The sequence below is a fragment of the Rhodococcus sp. NPDC056743 genome (assembly GCF_042790355.1).
Lineage (GTDB): Bacteria > Actinomycetota > Actinomycetes > Mycobacteriales > Mycobacteriaceae > Rhodococcus_F.
This window is the reverse complement of sequence record NZ_JBHTZI010000003.1, coordinates 447,459-466,801: the sequence shown is the minus strand read 5'-3', so window position 1 is coordinate 466,801 and position 19,343 is coordinate 447,459. Positions and strand designations below refer to the sequence as shown.

At 63.7% G+C, this 19,343-nt stretch carries 16 protein-coding genes and 1 riboswitch; of the genes, 11 read left to right on the top strand and 5 right to left on the bottom strand.

Going from position 1 to position 19,343, the window contains the following annotated elements; genetic code table 11:
- Positions 1–84 precede the first annotated feature (84 nt).
- Together ACFRFQ_RS09405 and ACFRFQ_RS09400 are read left to right on the top strand one after the other, a co-directional pair.
- Entirely contained in the window at positions 85–2,811 is a 2,727-nt protein-coding gene (locus ACFRFQ_RS09405; RefSeq protein ID WP_378656025.1) for a DEAD/DEAH box helicase, read from the top strand.
- 80 nt (positions 2,812–2,891) lie between these two features.
- The gene (locus tag ACFRFQ_RS09400; RefSeq protein ID WP_378656022.1) at positions 2,892–3,659 is read left to right on the top strand and encodes a DUF4333 domain-containing protein; all 768 of its coding nucleotides are present in this window, start codon (positions 2,892–2,894) and stop codon (positions 3,657–3,659) included.
- Positions 3,660–3,663: 4 nt separating this feature from the next.
- On the opposite strand, the gene ACFRFQ_RS09395 is transcribed toward ACFRFQ_RS09400, so the two are convergent.
- On the bottom strand, positions 3,664–4,629 hold the full coding sequence (locus tag ACFRFQ_RS09395) for a 5'-3' exonuclease H3TH domain-containing protein (RefSeq protein ID WP_378656019.1): 966 nt from the start codon (positions 4,627–4,629) through the stop codon (positions 3,664–3,666).
- Between the two features lie 37 nt (positions 4,630–4,666).
- Between ACFRFQ_RS09395 and ACFRFQ_RS09390 the strand changes: the two genes are divergently transcribed.
- A complete protein-coding gene (locus tag ACFRFQ_RS09390; RefSeq protein WP_378656017.1) occupies positions 4,667–5,800 on the top strand; it encodes a M24 family metallopeptidase in 1,134 nt (377 codons plus the stop codon).
- On the opposite strand, the gene ACFRFQ_RS09385 is transcribed toward ACFRFQ_RS09390, so the two are convergent.
- A complete protein-coding gene (locus ACFRFQ_RS09385) occupies positions 5,797–6,228 on the bottom strand; it encodes a PPOX class F420-dependent oxidoreductase (protein ID WP_378656014.1) in 432 nt (143 codons plus the stop codon). The genes ACFRFQ_RS09390 and ACFRFQ_RS09385 overlap by 4 nt on opposite strands.
- Positions 6,229–6,258: 30 nt before the next feature.
- Here ACFRFQ_RS09385 and ACFRFQ_RS09380 point away from each other — a divergent pair, with 30 nt between their 5' ends.
- From ACFRFQ_RS09380 to ACFRFQ_RS09350, 7 genes are all read left to right on the top strand, one after another.
- Positions 6,259–7,020, top strand: coding sequence for an SDR family NAD(P)-dependent oxidoreductase (locus ACFRFQ_RS09380; protein WP_378656011.1), 762 nt, complete (start codon positions 6,259–6,261; stop codon positions 7,018–7,020).
- Positions 7,017–8,309 (top strand): precorrin-6y C5,15-methyltransferase (decarboxylating) subunit CbiE, encoded by a 1,293-nt coding sequence (cbiE, locus tag ACFRFQ_RS09375; protein ID WP_378656008.1) that lies wholly within the window; start codon positions 7,017–7,019, stop codon positions 8,307–8,309. The genes ACFRFQ_RS09380 and cbiE overlap by 4 nt, the downstream gene beginning before the upstream one ends.
- Positions 8,306–9,055: a precorrin-4 C(11)-methyltransferase gene (cobM, locus tag ACFRFQ_RS09370; RefSeq protein WP_138868658.1), complete on the top strand. Its 750-nt coding sequence runs from the start codon at positions 8,306–8,308 to the stop codon at positions 9,053–9,055. The genes cbiE and cobM overlap by 4 nt, the downstream gene beginning before the upstream one ends.
- A gap of 2 nt (positions 9,056–9,057) precedes the next feature.
- Positions 9,058–9,813 carry a cobalt-precorrin-6A reductase gene (locus ACFRFQ_RS09365; RefSeq protein ID WP_378656005.1) on the top strand — a complete coding sequence of 252 codons (756 nt, stop codon included), beginning with the start codon at positions 9,058–9,060 and terminating at the stop codon, positions 9,811–9,813.
- A 97-nt stretch (positions 9,814–9,910) separates the two neighbouring features.
- Positions 9,911–10,879 (top strand): HAMP domain-containing protein, encoded by a 969-nt coding sequence (locus ACFRFQ_RS09360; RefSeq protein ID WP_378656003.1) that lies wholly within the window; start codon positions 9,911–9,913, stop codon positions 10,877–10,879.
- A 156-nt stretch (positions 10,880–11,035) separates the two neighbouring features.
- The gene (locus tag ACFRFQ_RS09355) at positions 11,036–11,677 is read left to right on the top strand and encodes a ScbR family autoregulator-binding transcription factor (protein ID WP_378656000.1); all 642 of its coding nucleotides are present in this window, start codon (positions 11,036–11,038) and stop codon (positions 11,675–11,677) included.
- An 18-nt stretch (positions 11,678–11,695) separates the two neighbouring features.
- Positions 11,696–12,199 (top strand): DUF1990 domain-containing protein, encoded by a 504-nt coding sequence (locus ACFRFQ_RS09350; protein WP_378655998.1) that lies wholly within the window; start codon positions 11,696–11,698, stop codon positions 12,197–12,199.
- Between the two features lie 25 nt (positions 12,200–12,224).
- On the opposite strand, the gene cobJ is transcribed toward ACFRFQ_RS09350, so the two are convergent.
- The 3 genes from cobJ to cobG are packed head-to-tail and all read right to left on the bottom strand — an operon-like array spanning position 12,225 to position 15,494.
- Positions 12,225–13,709, bottom strand: a complete 1,485-nt coding sequence (gene cobJ / locus ACFRFQ_RS09345) for a precorrin-3B C(17)-methyltransferase (protein WP_378655996.1) — start codon at positions 13,707–13,709, stop codon at positions 12,225–12,227.
- Positions 13,706–14,332, bottom strand: coding sequence for a precorrin-8X methylmutase (locus tag ACFRFQ_RS09340; RefSeq protein ID WP_378655993.1), 627 nt, complete (start codon positions 14,330–14,332; stop codon positions 13,706–13,708). Before ACFRFQ_RS09340 ends, cobJ begins: the two co-directional genes overlap by 4 nt.
- Positions 14,333–14,351: 19 nt before the next feature.
- Entirely contained in the window at positions 14,352–15,494 is a 1,143-nt protein-coding gene (gene cobG / locus ACFRFQ_RS09335; RefSeq protein WP_378655990.1) for a precorrin-3B synthase, read from the bottom strand.
- 34 nt (positions 15,495–15,528) lie between these two features.
- A riboswitch (cobalamin riboswitch) is annotated at positions 15,529–15,677 on the top strand.
- Positions 15,678–15,715: 38 nt separating this feature from the next.
- Between cobG and cobN the strand changes: the two genes are divergently transcribed.
- Positions 15,716–19,336, top strand: a complete 3,621-nt coding sequence (cobN, locus tag ACFRFQ_RS09330) for a cobaltochelatase subunit CobN (RefSeq protein ID WP_378655988.1) — start codon at positions 15,716–15,718, stop codon at positions 19,334–19,336.
- The last annotated feature ends 7 nt before the right edge of the window (positions 19,337–19,343 follow it).

The window sequence follows — 19,343 nt, the reverse complement described above, 5'->3', positions numbered from 1 at the left end:
GCATGTCCGCGCACTCTGTGAGGCTTGTCTCCGCGATGCCGAGACTGTCGTGTCGCCGGCGTGTGACACGCTGACGAGGTGGTTATGAGTAACAGTGAGTCGAGTTCTGATGTTGAGCTCACCAAATTCGTTTCGGGGCTGAAGTTCGACCTCGATCCGTTCCAGATAAACGCCTGCCGCGCCCTCGAGGATGGTCACGGTGTGCTGGTGTGCGCGCCGACGGGCGCCGGAAAGACAGTGGTCGGCGAATTTGCCGTCCACCTGGCACTGGCGGCCGGGCGGAAGTGCTTCTACACGACGCCCATCAAAGCGCTGAGCAACCAGAAGTACGCCGAGCTGAGCGAGCGGTACGGGCCGGGTGAAGTCGGTTTGCTCACCGGAGACACCAGCATCAACTCCGACGCTCCCGTTGTTGTCATGACCACCGAAGTGCTGCGCAACATGTTGTACGCCAATTCGGAGGCTTTGCGCGGTCTCTCGCACGTCGTCATGGACGAGGTTCACTACCTGGCCGACCGGTTCCGCGGCGCCGTGTGGGAAGAAGTGATCCTGCATCTGTCCGAAGACGTGCGGTTGGTCAGTTTGTCCGCCACCGTCAGTAACGCCGAGGAATTCGGCGCGTGGATGGAGACTGTCCGCGGTGATACCACCGTTGTAGTCGACGAGACCCGGCCGATTCCGTTGTGGCAGCACATCATGGTGGGGCGTCGGATCTTCGATCTTTTCGACAGCCGCAGCAATCCGTCGGCCGGGCCGGCGAAGTTTGTCGTCAACCAGGATCTGGTTCGCCACGTCAAACAACGTCAGGCCTTGGACCGGGTGGAGAGCTGGCAGCCGCGTGGCCGCGGCCGTAGTCGCTATCAGAGCACCAACGATTTCCGGCCACTTCCCAGGCCGGATGTGATCGCACAACTCGACAAGGAAGGGTTGCTGCCGGCGATCACCTTCATTTTCTCGCGCGCCGGGTGCGATGCTGCGCTGACGCAGTGCGTGCGCTCTCGCCTGGATCTGACGACTCCCGAACAGGTGCGAGAGATCGACACGATCATCGACAAGCACATCGGAGGCCTCCCCAAGGAAGACTTGGAGGTGCTGGGTTACTGGGAGTGGCGCAAAGCGTTGCAGCGCGGTTTGGCAGCCCATCACGCCGGGATGCTGCCCGCTTTCCGGCAGACGGTCGAAGAGCTGTTCGTCAAGGGGCTTGTCCGCGCGGTCTTCGCCACCGAAACTTTGGCGCTCGGCATCAACATGCCGGCTCGTACGGTGGTTCTCGAACGTCTGGTCAAGTACAACGGTGAATCCCACGCCGAACTGACTCCAGGCGAGTACACGCAGCTCACCGGCAGAGCAGGCCGACGCGGCATCGACATCGAGGGGCATGCCGTCGTTCTGTGGCAGCCAGGCATCGAACCGACCGATGTCGCCGGTTTGGCATCCACCCGAACGTTCCCGCTGCGCAGCTCTTTTCGGCCGTCGTACAACATGTCGATCAATCTGGTGGATCGCATGGGCGTCGAGGAGTCCCGCACGCTGCTCGAGCGTTCGTTCGCCCAATTCCAGGCGGACCGCTCCGTAGTGGGTGTGGTGCGGAGCATCGAACGCAACGAGACCGCACTGAAAGCGTTGCAGGACAAGCTCGGTGGACCAGATGGCGAGTACTACGAGTACGCGTCGCTGCGCGATCGATTGAGTGATCGGGAACGAAAGCTCGAACGCGAGGGTCGTGAGGATCGTCGCGATCAGGCCGTTGCGTCGCTGCGGACGCTGCGCCGTGGTGACGTCATCGCGATTCCGATCGGTCGTCATTCGGGTACCGCGGTTGTGCTTGTGCCGGACAATGATCCGAAGGATCCGCGGCCGTTGGTTCTCGCAGAAGACCAGTGGGCCGGAAAGCTGTCTGCCGCGGATTTCCCCGAAGCTGCCGAGACGCTCGGTGTGATGCGGTTGCCGAAGTTCGTCGATCACCACACCGGACGATCGCGGCGCGACCTCGCGTCGGCGTTGCGTAGCACCGGATTCACCGCGCCGCGGCGACGGAAGCGGCACAAGGGCGGCGCGTCCGAGGATGCCGAAGTGGCGGCGTTGCGTCGCGCGATTCGGGCGCACCCGTGCCACAGTTGGCCGGATCGTGACCATCTCGGTCGCATCGGGGAGAAGTACAACCGGCTGGCCCGGGAAACACAGGCTCTGCGGCAGAAAGCGGCAGCGACCACCAACTCCTTGGCGCGCACGTTCGACCGCATCGTGTCGTTGCTCGAGGAACGCGGATACATGAGCGCCGAATCGGTGCCCAAGGTGACCGAAGCCGGACAACGTCTGAGCCGGATCTACAGCGAGAGCGACTTGCTGGTGGCCGAGTGCCTCCGTACTGGGGCGTGGCAGGGGCTGACACCGCCAGAGCTTGCGGCAGTCGTCTCCTCAGTCGTGTACGAATCCCGGAGAGACGGCGACACGACGAGCCGAGTGCCGACGCAGGCTATCCGTCATGCGCTCACGGACACCCAACGGCTGTGGAGTGAACTGCGGGCGGACGAAATTCGCCACAAACTGCCGCCGACGCGTGAGCCCGATCTGGGTTTTGTCACAGCGGTCTATCACTGGGCCAGCGACAATTCGCTGGTCGAGGCGTTGCTGGCGGCCGGTGTGCAGGGGCGCGCGTTGTCGGCGGGCGATTTTGTCCGCTGGTGCCGACAGGTGATCGATCTTCTTGATCAGGTGCGGCTGACGGCAACGGATCCCGACGTCGCGAAGGTCGCCGCGAAGGCCGTGGGGGCGATTCGCCGCGGAGTGGTTGCTCTCGACGCAGCTTGAGCGCGGACTGTGTGGTTGGATTTCCAGGAGTTGCGTGTGCATGCGGTAACTGAAGACTGGTATTTCGAGTGGAGGCGAAGATGAGCGGGCCTTACGGACCGAATGATCCGAATGGGCAGTGGGGCCAGGGTGATCAACCACCGCAGCAGCCGTGGGGGCAGCCCGGCTACGGGCAGCCGGGGCAACCCCAGGGCCAGCCGGGCTACGGTCAGCCACAGGGTCAGCCTGGGTACGGCCAGCCGGGTTACCCCGGTCAGCCGCAGGGGCAGCCCGCGTACGGGCAACCCGGCTACGGCCAGCCTGGTCAGCCCCAGGGGCAGCCAGGTTACGGTCAGCAGCCTTGGGGTCAGCCTCAGCAGCCTGGCCAGCCGGGCCAATCGCAGCCAGGTCAGCAGCCTTGGGGTCAGCAGCCCGGCGGCGACCAGACCCAGGCCTGGGGTCAGCCGACGGCCCAGCAGCCGCAGCAAGCGTGGGGCGCGCAGCCCGGTGTCCAGCCCGGCGCGCCGGTTCAGTGGAATCAGGGACCGCCGCAGGGCGCAAAGTCCAAGAAGCCGCTGATCTTCGGTGCGATCGGTGTACTGGTCGTTCTGGCAGCGGTGGTCATCGGCCTTGTCGTCTTCACGTCGAAGGACACACTGGACGCAAATGCTGCAGCAAAGGGCGTCGAGAAGATCGTCACCGAGTCGTACGGCGCCAAGAACGTCAGCGACGTGTCCTGCCCGTCAGGTCAGGAAATCAAGTCCGGTGCAAAGTTCACGTGCACTCTCTCCGTCTCGGGTGAGAAGAAGTCGGTGACGCTGACGTTTGTCGACGACACCGGAACCTACGAAGTTTCGCGCCCCAGCTGAGTCGTCAGATATCAGCCGGTCGGCTTGCCGCAGCTTTCAGCGCCGCGGCAAGCCGGCCCGCTGACCGTTCGATTCTCAGAGTGGTAGCCAGTTCGTCGAAGCGGGCTTGATCGATCGGCGCGTCGGGAAGAACGTCGGACTTCGAGAACTGCACATCCGCGTCACGTACGACACGCACAACAGGTAATGCGGCGTCGAGGTAAGCCTTCGCTTCGGGGGAGGTCAGTTTCGCTCGCAAGCCTTTGGCCATATCGGATTCGGGATCGTCTGCAGCCGTGCGGATTCCGGCGAGAGATCCGTAGCGAAGCATGAGCGTCGACGCGGTTTTCTCGCCGACGCCTTTGATGCCGGGTAGCCCGTCGGACGAATCTCCGCGCAGCGCAGCCAGTTCCGCATAGGCGTCGCCGGCGCGGTCTGCGGGCACCCCGTACTTCTCGGCTACCTCGGCAGGCCCGAACAGTTCGGCTTTGGCTAAACCGCGGCCGACGTACAGGACGCGAACGGGAACGTAGTCATCGGTGACAACCTGCAGCAGGTCGCGATCGCCGCTGACGACGACGGTGAGGTCGTCGCGTTCGGTGGCGGCCAGCGTGCCCAGGACGTCGTCGGCTTCGAGACCGGCCGCGCCCGCGGTGGCGATTCCTGCTGCCGCAAGAACATCCATGATCATGTCAACCTGTGGGGTGAGGGTGTCCGGCACTTCCTCGGACGAGCCGTCGGATCCCTCGGCAACGCGGTGGGCTTTGTAGGTGGCGATGGCGTCGACGCGGAACTGCGGTCGCCAATCCAGATCCAGGCAGACAGCGAGGCGACTCGGTTGGTGCTTGGTGATCAGGGACGCGACCATGTCGGTGAATCCGCGGACTGCGTTGACGGGTCTGCCGTCGTCGTCGACAAAGGATTCGGGCAGTGCGTGGAACGCACGAAACCACAGGCTGGCACCGTCAAGGAGAAGCAAAGGCCCACTCATGGTTCCCATCCTGCCAGTCGGCACTAATCTGGAAGCCATGACCTCTCCCGCCGAATCTGGTTCGCGTTTCTCCTCAGCCGTCTACGGATCCCGTATTGCCCGCGCCGCGGAGTTGGCCCGCGGCGCCGGTCTGGACGGTTTGGTGGTCACTCCGGGGCCGGATTTGCGCTATCTGACAGGCTCTCGTGCTGATTCCTTCGAACGGTTGACGGCCCTGGTGATTGCTGCTGACGGAGCCACGGCGTCAGTCGTGCTTCCTCGGCTGGAACTGGCGTCGCTGAAGGAATCCGCCGTCGGGGATCTCGGTATCGACGTGCTGGACTGGGTCGACGGTGTTGATCCCTATGCCATCGTCGCCGGGCAACTGCCGGCCGGAGCAAAGGTCGCGGTCACGGATGCGATGCCGGCGCTGCACTTGATTCCGTTGGCTGACGCTGTTGGTTCGTTGCCGATTCTGGCGACCGGAGTGCTGCGCGAGCTACGCATGGTCAAGGACGCCGCGGAGGTCGATGCGCTCCGCCGCGCCGGGCAGGCTATCGACCGGGTGCATGCGCGGATGGCGGAGTTCCTCGTTGTAGGGCGGACGGAAGCCGAAGTCGGTGAAGCGATTTCAGCAGCGATTCTCGAGGAAGGTCACACCGAGGCAGCATTTGTCATCGTGGGGTCGGGTCCGCACGGCGCCGATCCGCATCACGAGGTGTCCGATCGGGTGATCGAGAGCGGGGATGTTGTCGTGATCGACATCGGCGGCCCGGTGGAGCCTGGTTACAACTCCGATTCCACTCGCACGTACAGCATGGGGAAGCCGTCATTCGAGGTTGCTACCCAGTTTGCGGTGCTCGAAGCAGCGCAGCAGGCGGCTGTGGATTCTGTTCGTCCCGGTGTATCCGCGGAATCTGTGGATGCCGCTGCCCGTGATGTCTTGGCCGCACAGGGGTTGGCCGAGGTTTTTGTTCACCGCACGGGCCACGGTATTGGATTGTCGGTCCACGAGGAGCCGTACATCGTGGCGGGCAACAGCATCGAACTTGCCGAGGGGATGGCCTTCAGCATCGAACCGGGAATCTACTTCCGGGGCAATTGGGGTGCCAGGATCGAGGACATCGTTGTTGTCACCGCGGACGGTTGCGAGTCGTTCAACAACCGTCCGCACGGGTTGACGGTTCTCTAGCTGGTCACTTCGTCGGCGGTGAGTTTGAAGGCCGCCGATCCGAGGATGCGAGTGACGTCGACCTCGATCACCACCCGCGCCGGATTGATCCGTGGCTGGCGGTACCGCTCGGCGTAGCGCTGAACGGCGTCGGCCACGGATTCGGCGTCGTCGAGAACGCGCGCCGGGCCTTCGAGAGTGAGCCACCGCCCACCGTCGACCGAACTGATGGCGGCGTAGCCACCCCGGGCCGCGTTGACGGCTTTCTGTGATCCGCCGCTGGTAATGACGCGCGCCTTGCCTGCTTCCTGGTCCCACGTGAATCCCACGGCCACGACGTGCGGTGTGCCGTTCGGGCGCAGAGTTGTCAGGGTGGCGAGATGGTATTCGCGCACGAACGCCAGACCGTCGTCGGAGAGCGCGGCGGGTGCGGAGGGGGTGATGGTCATGCCACGACGGTAATCGAGGACACTGGTGCAGTGACTGCGGGTGCGAACACTGAAGATACCGAGACGGTTCTCCTGCTGGGAGGACGAAGCGAAATCGGTCTGGAAATTGCCGTCCGGTTGGCCCCTGGCCGAAAGATCGTGCTGGCGGCGCGCCGCAGCGGCGACCTCGAACAACAACTAGCGACGCTGACGGATGCCGGTGCCGTGGCCGTGTCGGCAGTCGAATTCGACGCCGACGCTACCGGCACACATGCAGACTTTCTCGCGAAGGTCGTCGAAGCTCACGGCCGGATCGACGTCGCGGTGCTGGCGTTCGGAATCCTCGGTGACCAGGCGCGCGCCGAAAGCGATGCGGCTCATGCCGTCGCAATTGTTCATACTGATTACGTCGCTCAGGTCAGCATCCTGACCCTTCTCTCAGAATTGATGAAACGACAAGGTCGCGGCAAGATCGTTGTCTTCTCGTCCGTCGCGGGTGTGCGGGTGCGCCGCGCGAACTACGTGTACGGTTCCGCGAAGGCCGGCCTGGACGGTTTTGCCAGCGGTCTCGGAGATGCGTTGCACGGCAGTGGAGTTCAACTACTTCTTGTCCGCCCCGGTTTTGTGATCGGCACGATGACCGAGGGCATGAAGCCGGCGCCGATGTCGAGCACACCGTCACAGGTTGCCGACGCGGTTGTGCGGGGATTGCAGTCCGGCGCAACACGGGTGTGGGTTCCGCGAATTCTGCAACCGTTCTTCTTCGTGATGCGGCTTCTCCCGCAATCGATCTGGCGGCGGATGCCGCGATGACCGCCCGCGAACCCGTTGTAGTCGTCGGCCTCGGCGCTGACGGCTGGGAGGGGTTGTCGGCATCGGCGCAGCGCGTGGTGCGGGGCGCTGCGGTGTTGATGGGTTCCTCGCGTCAACTCGACCTGATCCCGCGAACAGAAGGCTCTTCGGCCGACCGGATCGCCTGGCCGACGCCGATGCTCCCGGCGCTCCCCGGACTGTTCGACGCCCAGTCGGGCCGCCGGGTATGTGTTCTGGCCAGCGGCGATCCGATGTTCCACGGCATCGGTGCCACGCTCGTGCGTGTGTTGGGTGCTGACAACCTTCGGGTGATCTCGCACCCGTCGTCGATTGCTCTGGCGAGTGCACGCATGGGGTGGGCGACGGCCGATACGGAGTTGGTGAGCCTGGTCAACCGCGACGCCGCCACCATTTTGCCGTCCGTCACCGCCGGCGCTCGCCTGTTGGTGCTGAGCAACGGCAGGGCGACGCCGGGCGAGGTGGCCGAGATACTGACCACTGCCGGCTTCGGTCGTTCGGTGATTACCGTCCTAGGGCAATTGGGCGGCGCACAGGAATCACGCACCGTTGCCCGGGCTGACGAGTGGGATATCGACGCCGCAGATGTCGACCCGTTGAATGTTCTTGCCGTGGAATGCGTTGCCGTGGAATGCGTTGTGTCGGGCGCACCTCACCGTCTGACCCGCGTTCCCGGATTACCCGACGCGGCATACAGCGGCGACGGCCAGATGACGAAGCAGGAGATTCGCGCGCTGACGCTCTGCGCGCTGGCTCCGGCTCCTGGTGAACACTTGTGGGATGTCGGCGGCGGGTCGGGCACTATCGCGATCGAATGGATGCGCACCCACCCACGTTGCACTGCAACGTCATTCGAGCAGGCTGCGTCGCGGATTTCTCAAATCGAAGGTAACGCGCGAGCTTTGGGTGTGCCGAACCTCGATGTCCTCGGGCGCGCCCCGGAATCGTTTGCCGAAGCGGCCCGCACACCCGATGCCATCTTCATCGGCGGCGGCGTGACGCAACCGGGAATGCTCGACGCCTGCTGGGAGCGCCTCGAGGTCGGCGGCAGGCTTGTAGCCAACGCTGTCACCGCGGAATCGGAAGCGTTGTTGCTGGAGTGGTTCACCCGTTTCGGCGGCACGCTGCGTAGGTTGCAGATCCAGCGAGCCGAGCCCTTGGGAACATTCAACGTGTGGCGACCCCAACTGCCCGTCGTGCAGTGGTCGGTCACAAAAACAGAGGCATCTGGTGGTCCAGATGCCAATCACACAGAGGAAAACGCTCAATGACCATCCATTTCATCGGCGCTGGTCCGGGTGCCGCCGATTTGATCACGGTGCGCGCTCAGCGCATCATCGCGGCCAGTCCGGTGTGCTTGTACGCGGGCAGCCTCGTCCCCGCGGAACTGCTCGAATACTGCCCGGCCGGTGCGCAGGTGGTGGATACCGCTCGCTTGAGCCTCGACGAGATCACCGCGCTGCTCGTGGCCGCTGATTCCGCGGGACACGACGTGGCTCGGCTGCACTCCGGTGACCCGTCGATCTTCAGTGCCGTCGCCGAACAGGCGCGACGCCTGGACGCTGCCGGAGTTCGATACGACATGGTGCCAGGCGTTCCGGCATTCACCGCGGCAGCAGCTGCGCTGGGCCGTGAATTGACGGTTCCGGGTGTATCGCAGACCATCGTGCTGACCCGGGTGTCGACGTTGTCGACAGCGATGCCCGACGGTGAGGATCTCCGGTCTCTCGGACGCAGCGGTTCGACCATGGTGATTCATCTCGGAGCGCACCGCATCGAGCAGATCGCCGACGAGCTCGCCGAGAACTACGGCATCGACTGCCCGGTCGCGGTGGTGGCGTTTGCGTCGCGCCCCGACGAAATCGTGGTGCGCGGAACGTTGAGTTCGATAGTGCGTCAGGTTCACGAGGCGGGTATCACCAAGACTGCAGTGGTCATCGTCGGACGTGTGCTCACGGCCGAGGGATTCCCGGACAGCTACCTGTACTCGGCCGCACGTGAGCGGATCACCCACTGACCGTGCACAACGCCCGCACCCGCGTTCTGGTGCTCGGAGGAACCGGAGAGGGGCGTGAGATCGCCGCTCGCCTCGCGGATTCAGTGGACCTCGAAGTGGTCACGTCGCTCGCCGGCCGGGTGCGCGACCCGCGCTGGCCGGAGGGCGAGGTTCGCGTCGGCGGATTCGGCGGCGCAGAAGGCCTCGCGGATTGGCTAGTGGAAAACGACATTCGTGCGCTGCTCGACGCTACACATCCCTTTGCGTCCCGCATCACGGCAAATGCGCATCGGGCGGCTCGTACCTGCGGGATTCCGTTCGCTCTGTGCCGGCGGCCGTCATGGGCGCAGCACCCCCAAGACCGGTGGATTCCGGCTCGCGATCTCAGCCATGCCGCGCAGTTGGTACCCACGCTGGGTACCCACGCTTTCCTGACCATCGGTAGGCAAGGGGTGTCAGCGTTTGCAGAGGTCAGCGGCGTGAGTTTCCTCGTGCGGTCCATCGACCCACCAACGGGCACCATGCCGTTGCCCCACGAACTGATCCTGGCGCGCGGGCCGTTCGACGTCGAATCGGAGCTCGAACTGATGCGCCGGCACGGCATCGACGTTGTAGTGACCAAGAGCAGTGGTGGTGACCAGACGTATGCCAAGGTTGTTGCTGCTCGGCAACTGGGTTTGCCAGTTGTTGTCGTTGAGCGGCCTCCGGTCCCGGATGGTGTGGACAGTTTCGATTCGCCTGCCGCCGCCGCTTCCTGGCTCGAATCGACAGGCAGGTGACTGCTCGGGTGCCGGTGTTTCAGGTTCGTCTAAGGTTCGCAGAACATACTGGACCTATGTCAGGAACGGGTCCAACACGCCGAGGGCGCCTATGAGGGTGTCCGTTCCCGCTCTCGGGCGTCGGAAGCGTTCGGCTATCCGTGTCCGCACTCTCCACGCCCGAGTGAAAGTGCTCACCGCAGGTTTGGTGGCGATTGCTGTGATCGCGTCTGCCGCGGCCGTATACATCGTCTTCAATGCCTACCTTCAAGGCAATGTCGACCGGCAGTTGGAGCGAACTGCTGACGCAATTGCCGATACCGTCAACTTTGGTGGTGTCACACCGGTTTTGGGCCTTACGGCCGGAGCCGATACTGCGGTGATCCAAGCTGTCGGATTGGTGACAACTGATGGGGCGCTGGTGACGGCAACTCCGGGATTGCCGCCGTTCAGTACCAGCGGTGAGGCGATCAAGTCTCTGGCCCGCAATGCATCCGGGTCCGCCATCGCGACCATGGATTCGTATCGTGTGCTGGTAACTCCGTCGGTTGCGGGTCAGACATTGATCGTCGCGCAGTCGCTCGGGCCGACAAATTCTGTATTGAAACGACTTGCAGTGGTGCTGGCTGCGCTCGGCGCGGCGGGTATCGCGTTAGCGTATGCGGCAGGAGATGCAGTGGCGCGCACCGGGTTACGTCCGATCGCTCGATTGACTGCAGCGACGCAACGCGTTGCCTCCACGGACGATCTCACGCCGATACCGGTTACTGGCGACGACGAGTTGGCCTCACTGACCGTCAGTTTCAACCGAATGTTGGGCACACTGTCGGAATCGCGGGCACGTCAGCGTAGATTGATCACTGATGCCGGACAGGATTTGCTGGCACCCCTGACAGCATTGCGAACGAATATCGAACTATTGATGTCGATCGACACGGCCTCCGGAACTGTGTCCGAAGCGGAGACCGCACTACTGCGAGACGAGATTACACATCAGATGATGGAATTGACTGCGTTGGTCGGTGAACTGGTGGATCGTGCACGAGTAGATGAAAGTGCCTCCGGACGAATCGAATCTCACCTGTGATCCAACCCTCACCAGGAGTTTTGTATTTGCGAAATATTTTCTGACAATTCAGCGCTGGTTAGTTGGGGGAGTTGAGAACATTTTGGGTATAGCCCGATTGGGGTGCAAACCGAAAGAGGGTTTGCCGGGGGACCCTCGAATGAGAGAGGAGTTCTCGTGGTCAAGCAAGCACGCGCCGAGCTGACGCGGCAACAGATCGTCTCCGGCGCGGCAGCACAATTCGAAAAGACCGGGTACGGCAGCACAAGTATGAGCGACATCGTGGAAGGCGCAGGTACCACGAAGGGTGCTCTGTACTTCCACTTTGCATCGAAAGACGAACTGGCACAGTTTGTCATCGCAGAACAGCACCGAATGTCCATCGAATCGGTCCAGTCGATATCCGCAACCTCGGCGTCGCCGCTCGAAAAGACGATCATGCTTACTCATGAGATGGCACGGCAGATCGTCGAAGAGCCCATCGTCCGAGCTGGAATTCGATTGACCTTGGAACTGAGCACATTCGAGGGTCCGGTTGAGCCATACGCAGACTGGATCAATGCGTGCACCGAACTCATGCAGCAGGCGAAAGACAGCGGTCAGATCAAGCCGTCGGTGGACGTCGCCGCGCTTGGCCGCTTCATTCCGGCTGCATTCACCGGAGTTCAACTGGTATCCAACGTGATCACCCGGCGTAGTGATCTCACCGAACGTGTGGACGAAATGTGGCAATTGCTCCTACCGGGAATCGTGTCAGGGCCGGCCGCGGGCGATATCGACAGACTCGTGAAGGCGCGATGGGAACCGGCTGCCGCGTAGCTGTGCCACACTGCTGACGTGGACCAGGAACCGTTGACCTATTCCGAAATCGGCGCAACGGGTGGCGTACTACCTGCCGGCTATCACCACGTGCGAGAGAGCGCGGTAGTCGGTAGAACCCGCGCCGATTTCGAGGCAGCGGCCGCCACGGTCATGACGTGGGGCATGCATCGCGGCGCTGGATTGACGGTCAAAGCTGCTGGTGACGCCGCGCGCACCGGCGAAGATGCAACTTTCGGTTTCGGACCGATATCTGTTCCCGTCCGCGTCGTCTATGTGGTCGACGAACCGAACCGTGCCGGATTTGCGTACGGCACGCGCCGTGGTCATCCCGAGTGCGGTGAAGAGTCGTTCATCGTTCATTTCGACGAAATCGGCCATCAGGTTCGCCTCGAAATCACGGCATTCTCCAAGCCAGGTACCTGGTGGGTACGGGTGGGTGCCCCGATCGGGCGTCTGGTGCAGGCATGGGTGACCAGACGCTACATCCGCGCTGTGATCGTGAAGGATTCTGCTCGCTGAGCGAACAAAATCCTTCACAACCACGCTAGGGGTAGCGACGCGGCGTGAACACCTGCCGACCGGATCCGGTATCCACGACCTTGGTCATGGACGATCCGACGATCAGCAACGTGCGCATGTCGATCTCGGACGGTTCGAGATCGCCGAGCGTGACGATGCGCACCGATTCCTCCGCGCCGGCCACATCACGGCCGATGATGACCGGGGTTTCGGGGGAGCGGTGCTCGAGTACCAAATCCTTCATGGCCTGGACCTGCCACGTTCGAGATTTCGACGCCGGGTTGTAGACGGCAAACGCCATATCGGCCGCCGCGACCGCCGAGATGCGCCGCGCAACTACTTCCCACGGCTTGAGCCGATCCGACAGGGACAGCACAGCGTAGTCGTGACCCAGCGGGGCTCCGACGCGGCTGGCCACGGCATTTGCCGCCGTCATACCGGGGAGGATACGGACGGGAACGCCGCGCCACTGATCTTCGGCTGCCACTTCGAGAACCGCTGCAGCCATCGCAAATACGCCGGGATCGCCGGATGAGACGACGGCCACGCGGGCACCGTTCTTCGCGAGATCGAGGGCCATCGCCGCCCGCTCTGCTTCGACGCGATTGTCGCTGGAATGGCGGCGCTGTCCGGGCCGGGTCGGCACGCGGTCGACGTACGGGCCGTATCCCACGAGGTCTGTGGCCAGTGAAAGTTCATGCGCCACTTCGGGTGTGGTCCACGCGGTGTCACCGGGCCCGAGGCCGACGACAACAACCTCACCTGCAATGTCTTCGCGCGGGCTGGCGTTGTTCGACGGGCTCGGAACTATGGCGATGGAGAAGTACGGAACGCTGTCCGGATCGACATCGGCGGCAGCATCGACGCGCTGGCGTGGTGTGCTGGCCCGCTCGACGTAGTGCGCTTCGCCGAGTCGGCCGGCGTCCTCGAGGGAGCGAAGGACGGGTGGGAAGGTGCGGCCCAACTTGAGGATCGCTGCGGCGTCGGTTTCCTTGAGTCGTCGAGTGAGCTCGGCCTGCGGCAGCGTCCCGGGCAGGATGGTGAGGATCTCATCGCCTTCTACCAGGGGTTTTCCGAGTGCGGCCGACGCGGCGCTGACGGAGGTGACACCGGGGATGACCTCGGCCTCGAAGCGATCCGCCAGGCGTTTGTGCATGTGCATGTACGAGCTGTAGAACAGTGGGTCGCCTGCGGCGAGTAGCGCAACGGTGCGTCCGGCGGCCAAGTGGACGGCCAACCTCTCGGCTGCGGCTTCGTAGAATTCGTCCATCGCACCCTGATACCCACCCGGATGGTCGACGGTTTCAGTCGTGACCGGGTACACGAGGTGTTCCTCGATCTGGCCGTCGCGCATGTACGGAGCGGCAACCCCGCGGGAGATGCTCTTGCCGTGCCGCGCGGAATGGAATGCGATGACGTCGGCCTCACCGATCACGCGAGCGGCTTTGACGGTCACCAACTCGGGATCGCCGGGTCCGATGCCGACTCCCCACAACTTGCCTTCGCTCATTCTTGTTCGCTCGCAATCGCATTGACGACAGCCGCAGTGACGGCACTACCGCCGCGTCGGCCTCGCAGTATCAAATGTTCTATGCCGCTAGGATGTTCGATCAGCGCTTCCTTGGATTCGGCGGATCCGATGAATCCCACGGGTCCGCCGACGATAGCAGCAGGCCGCGGACCGCCTGCTTCGATCAGGTTCAGGAGATGGAACAGAGCGGTCGGCGCATTGCCGATCGCGACCACGGCGCCTTCGAGTTTCGGCCCCCACAACTCGACAGCGGCAGCAGAGCGCGTGTTGTCGATTGTCTTCGCCAGCAACGGAACCTGAGGATCGCGCAGTGTGCAGACCACTTCGTTGTCGGCGGGTAGACGTGTACGGGTGATGCCGGCGGCGACCATGTTCGCGTCACAGAAGATCGGTGCACCCGCCCGCAGAGCAGCTCTGGCGACGGTGACGACGTTCGGTGTGAACGCGATGTCGTCGACCAGGTCTACCTGACCGCTCGCATGGATCATCCGCACAACAGCTTGTGAGACATCCGCCGGAAAACGGCTCAGGTCGGCTTCGGCCCGAATTGTGGCAAAGGACTGGCGATAGATTTCTGCGCCGTCACGGATGTACTCGATCATGGGGCACAGGATAGAGGCATCACTGATCGGTCGGATTCACCCGGTAACCGTCAGTCGTCGCAATCACGTCGGCTACTTTCGCGCGGGGGCGCCCGCAGGAACGATCACAGCCGGCCCAGTGCTGCCGGCCTTCGATGGGCAGTGAATCCTGCTCGACGGCGTCGATGGCGTCGGCCCGGACGTCGGCGAGCGACTTCTCGCAACCGGGGCTTCCGGTGCAGGCGCTGACGTCGAGCCACGGCGAATTCTCGTCGAAGATCAAGCCCATCGGAGCGAGAACCCGCACCACCTGCTCGGCTGCGCCTTCGTCCAAATCGAAGATCATGATCGAGCGCCACGGCGTCACGACCACGGGTTTTTCGATGGCAGCGAGGAATTCGGCGAGCCGGGCGTCGAGGAGCCCGAAGCGGAGTCCACCGCCCAATGCGACGGTTCCGTCGTGTTGTTCGAGCCACCCGATGGACGGCCCTGCGTCCGGGGCCAGATCGACGGCACCGGAAAATTCGGCTGCCAGGCCAAGGTGGTCGATGGTTCGAGCGACTCCGTCCGGGACCTCCGCCAAGCGCCAGTGCTTGTCGCGAAGACTCAGGAATGCGTGGGCAGCGTCCAGGAGCAACGGCACAGCGTCGTCGACGTGGACCAGGTGGTTCGTGCGATTCCCGGCCAGGACGAGCGAGTGTTCGGATTCGCTGTGCGCGTGCAGTCCGAAGTCGCCGTGCAGACCGCTGATGTCGCCGCGACCGTCGTCGAGTGTGAAGAGTGTTCGTCCAGGTAGCTGTGCCAATGCGGGGTCCGCCTGCACCGCTAGGTCAAGATGGTGAACCAGTTCACGTACGTCGGCAACACCCCCGATCCGGCCGGAGAGCGGCGACGCCAGAATGTTGCGAACTCGTTCGTGCGTTGCCGAGGGAAGCAAACCAGCGGCCGCGATCCGTTCGGCAAATACCTGGGGGTCCTTGACCGCTCGGAGCTGGATATTTCCGCGCGAGGTGAGTTCCATCTGCCCGTTGCCCACGTCACGCGCAGCCTCGGCGAGTGCCTGCAACTGATGCGGGGCCAAAGCGCCGCCGGGGAGGCGCACACGAGCCAACGGGCCGTCAGCGGCCTGATGAACCTGCAGCGCTCCAGGGCACGCGTCTGGCTGAAAACGGTCTGTGGACATGGGTCAAGGGTACGACCGTGCAGAGCGCGGACCCACGACCGGTAGCATCACGGTCAACCAGTGACAGCAGGTGAGGAAACCGGTGAGATTCCGGTGCGGTCGCGCCACTGTGAGTGTGTACACGCGGAACTGTTTCCGTTCGTAAACACGAGTCAGACCCTCAACTGCTGTCGATGAAAGATCTTTTTCACGGGGCGCGAAACCCCAGGAAGGTTTCACCTGTGATTCTTCTGCTCTCGACGTCCGACACCGATCTGCTGAGTGCTCGCGCAAGTCAGGACAACGGCGACGGTGTCTCGTATCGCTGGGCAAACCCCTCTCGCCTGCTGGTTTCCGAGGACCTACCGGGATTGCTCGACGGTGTCGACCTCGTGATCGTGCGCATCCTCGGCAGCCGTAGGAGCTGGGAAGACGGCCTGGACATGGTGCTGGCCAGTGGCCTGCCCGTTGTAGTGCTCGGCGGCGAACACGCACCGGATGCCGACCTCATGGAGTGCTCGACAGTCTCCCCGGGCGTGGCTGCTGAAGCGCACAACTACCTGGCCGAAGGCGGCGCGGACAACCTGGCGCAGCTGCACCACTTCCTGTCAGACACGGTGCTGCTCACCGGCCACGGCTTCGAGGCTCCGACGCGGTTGCCGTCGTGGGGAATCGCTGATTTTGCTCCCGTCATCACCGACAGCAGTGGTCCCGTTATCGCGGTTCTCTACTACCGCGCCCAGCACCTCGCCGGTAATACCCGCTACGTCCAGGCACTCTGCGACGCGATTGCCGATGCCGGCGGCACTGCGCTGCCGATCTACTGCGCGTCGTTGCGCAGCGCCGAAGCCGAATTGCTGACCACGCTCCGCCGCGCCGATGCCATGGTCGTGACGGTCCTCGCGGCCGGCGGAACCAAGCCGGCTACGGCGTCCGCGGGCGGCGACGACGAGGCCTGGGACGTGGCAGCGCTCGCCGCGTTGGATGTTCCGATTTTGCAGGGACTGTGCCTGACCAGCAGCCGCGCTACGTGGGATGCCAACGACGACGGACTGTCGCCGCTCGATGTCGCAACTCAGGTTGCGGTCCCCGAATTCGACGGACGCATCATCACGGTGCCGTTCTCGTTCAAGGAAATCGATTCCGACGGACTGTCCACGTACATGCCGGATCCGGAACGCGCAGCCCGCGTCGCCGGCATCGCGGTGCGTCACGGCAAGTTGCGTCATATCCCGACCACCGAGCGCCGTGTGGCGTTGATGCTGTCGGCATACCCGACCAAGCATGCTCGCATCGGCAATGCCGTGGGTCTCGACACACCTGCCAGCGCGATCGATCTGCTGACCGAAATGCGCAGCGCCGGTTACGACCTCGGCCCCGTCGACGGCCCGGACGCTGTTCCCGGGTTGGCCGCCAAGGATGGCGACGCGCTGATCCACGCCCTCATCGCCGCGGGTGGGCAGGATCCCGACTGGCTCACGGCCGAGCAGCTCGAGGGCAACCCGATCCGCATTTCGGCAGCGCAGTACCGCGAGTGGTTCGCCACTTTGCCTGAAGATCTGCGCGGCGGCGTCGAAGAGCATTGGGGCGAAGCGCCCGGCGAGTTGTACGTCGATCGCTCGCAGGATCCGGACGGCGAAATCGTCATCGCGGCACTGCGATTCAACAACATCGTGCTCATGGTCCAGCCGCCTCGGGGTTTCGGTGAGAAGCCTGTCGCGATCTACCACGATCCCGATCTGCCGCCGAGCCACCACTACCTCGCCGCGTACCGCTGGATCGCTGCGACCCCGGACAACGGCGGATTCGGTGCCGACGCAGTTGTTCACCTGGGCAAGCACGGCAACCTCGAATGGCTGCCAGGCAAGACACTGGGCATGTCCAGCAGTTGCGGTACCGACGCGGCGCTCGGTGACCTGCCGCTGATCTACCCCTTCCTCGTCAACGACCCGGGAGAGGGAACGCAGGCAAAGCGTCGCGCGCACGCGACGCTGGTCGATCACCTGATCCCGCCGATGGCTCGCGCCGAGAGCTATGGCGACATCTCCCGCCTCGAGCAATTGCTCGACGAGCACTCCAACATTTCCGCGCTCGACCCGTCCAAGCTGCCGGCTATCCGCCAGCAGATCTGGACGCTGATGCGTGCAGCCAAGATGGACCACGACCTCGGGCTTGCCGAGCGTCCGGAAGAAGACGTGTTCGACGACATGCTCCTGCACGTCGACGGCTGGCTGTGCGAGATCAAGGACGTTCAGATCCGCGACGGCCTGCACATTCTCGGCCGCGCACCCGAAGGTGACGCCGAGATCGAACTGGTACTCGCCATGCTGCGGGCCCGCCAGATGTGGGGCGGCGAGCAGAGCGTTCCCGGTCTTCGCGAAGCACTCGGTTTGAGCGAGGGCGGCGACGAATCGCGTAACCGCGTCGACGACATCGAGGCGAAGGCGCACGCGCTGGTCCGTGCCATGTCGGAGGCCGAGTGGAATCCCGCTGCTGCGCAAGGACTCAGCGACGATCCGACCGTCGTGAAGATTCTGCAGTTCGCAGCCACCGAGGTGGTGCCGCGTCTGCGCCAGACCTCCGGCGAGATCAAGCAGGTGCTGCACGCACTTGACGGCGGATTCATCGCGGCCGGCCCGAGTGGCTCACCGCTGCGCGGCCTGATCAACGTCCTTCCCACCGGTCGCAATTTCTACTCGGTGGATCCCAAAGCAGTTCCGTCGCGTTTGGCGTGGGAGACCGGTCAGGCAATGGCGGAGTCCCTCGCCGCCCGCTACCTGGCCGATCACGGGGAGTACCCGCGCTCGGTGGGTCTGTCGGTGTGGGGTACCGCCGCTATGCGCACCTCCGGCGACGACATCGCCGAAGTGTTTGCGCTCCTGGGTGTTCGCCCCGTCTGGGACGAAGCCAGCCGACGCGTCGTCAACCTCGAGGTTATCGATCTCGAAGAACTCGGCCGCCCGCGGATCGACGTTACGGTCCGCATCTCCGGGTTCTTCCGCGACGCGTTCCCGCATGTCCTGGCGCTACTCGACGACGCAGTGCAATTGGTCGCAGCGCTGGACGAGACGGATGAGCAGAACTACATCCGCGCCCACGCACAGGCAGATCTTGCCGAACACGGTGACGCGCGGCGTGCAACCACGCGTATTTTCGGCTCCAAGCCCGGAACCTACGGCGCTGGTCTGCTGCAACTCATCGACTCCAAGACCTGGCGCGGCGACGACGACCTCGCCGACGTCTACACCACGTGGGGCGGTTTTGCGTACGGCCGCGGCCTCGACGGAATCCCCGCCGCCGACGACATGCGCAGCGCGTACCGTCGAATCAACGTGGCGGCCAAGAACACTGACACCCGTGAGCACGACATCGCGGATTCCGACGACTACTTCCAGTACCACGGTGGCATGGTCGCAACGGTGCGTGCGCTGACCGGGAAGTCTCCTGAGGCATACATCGGCGACAGCACCCGGCCCGAATCGGTTCGCACCCGCACACTTTCGGAGGAAACGGCACGAGTGTTCCGCGCTCGCGTCGTCAATCCGCGGTGGCTCGACGCTATGCGTCGGCACGGGTACAAGGGCGCTTTCGAGATGGCCGCGACTGTCGATTATCTCTTCGGATACGACGCCACCACCAACGTTGTCGCGGACTGGATGTACGAGAAGCTTGCCGAAACGTATGTCCTGGACGAGCAGAACCAGAAGTTCATGACGCAGTCCAACCCGTGGGCACTGCACGGTATCGCCGAACGACTTCTCGAAGCTGCTGAGCGCAAGATGTGGGAGCACCCGGAGCAGAAGACGCTCGACGGGTTGCGTCAGGTGTATCTGGAAACCGAAGGTGAGCTCGAAGGGGAGTAGTTACCGA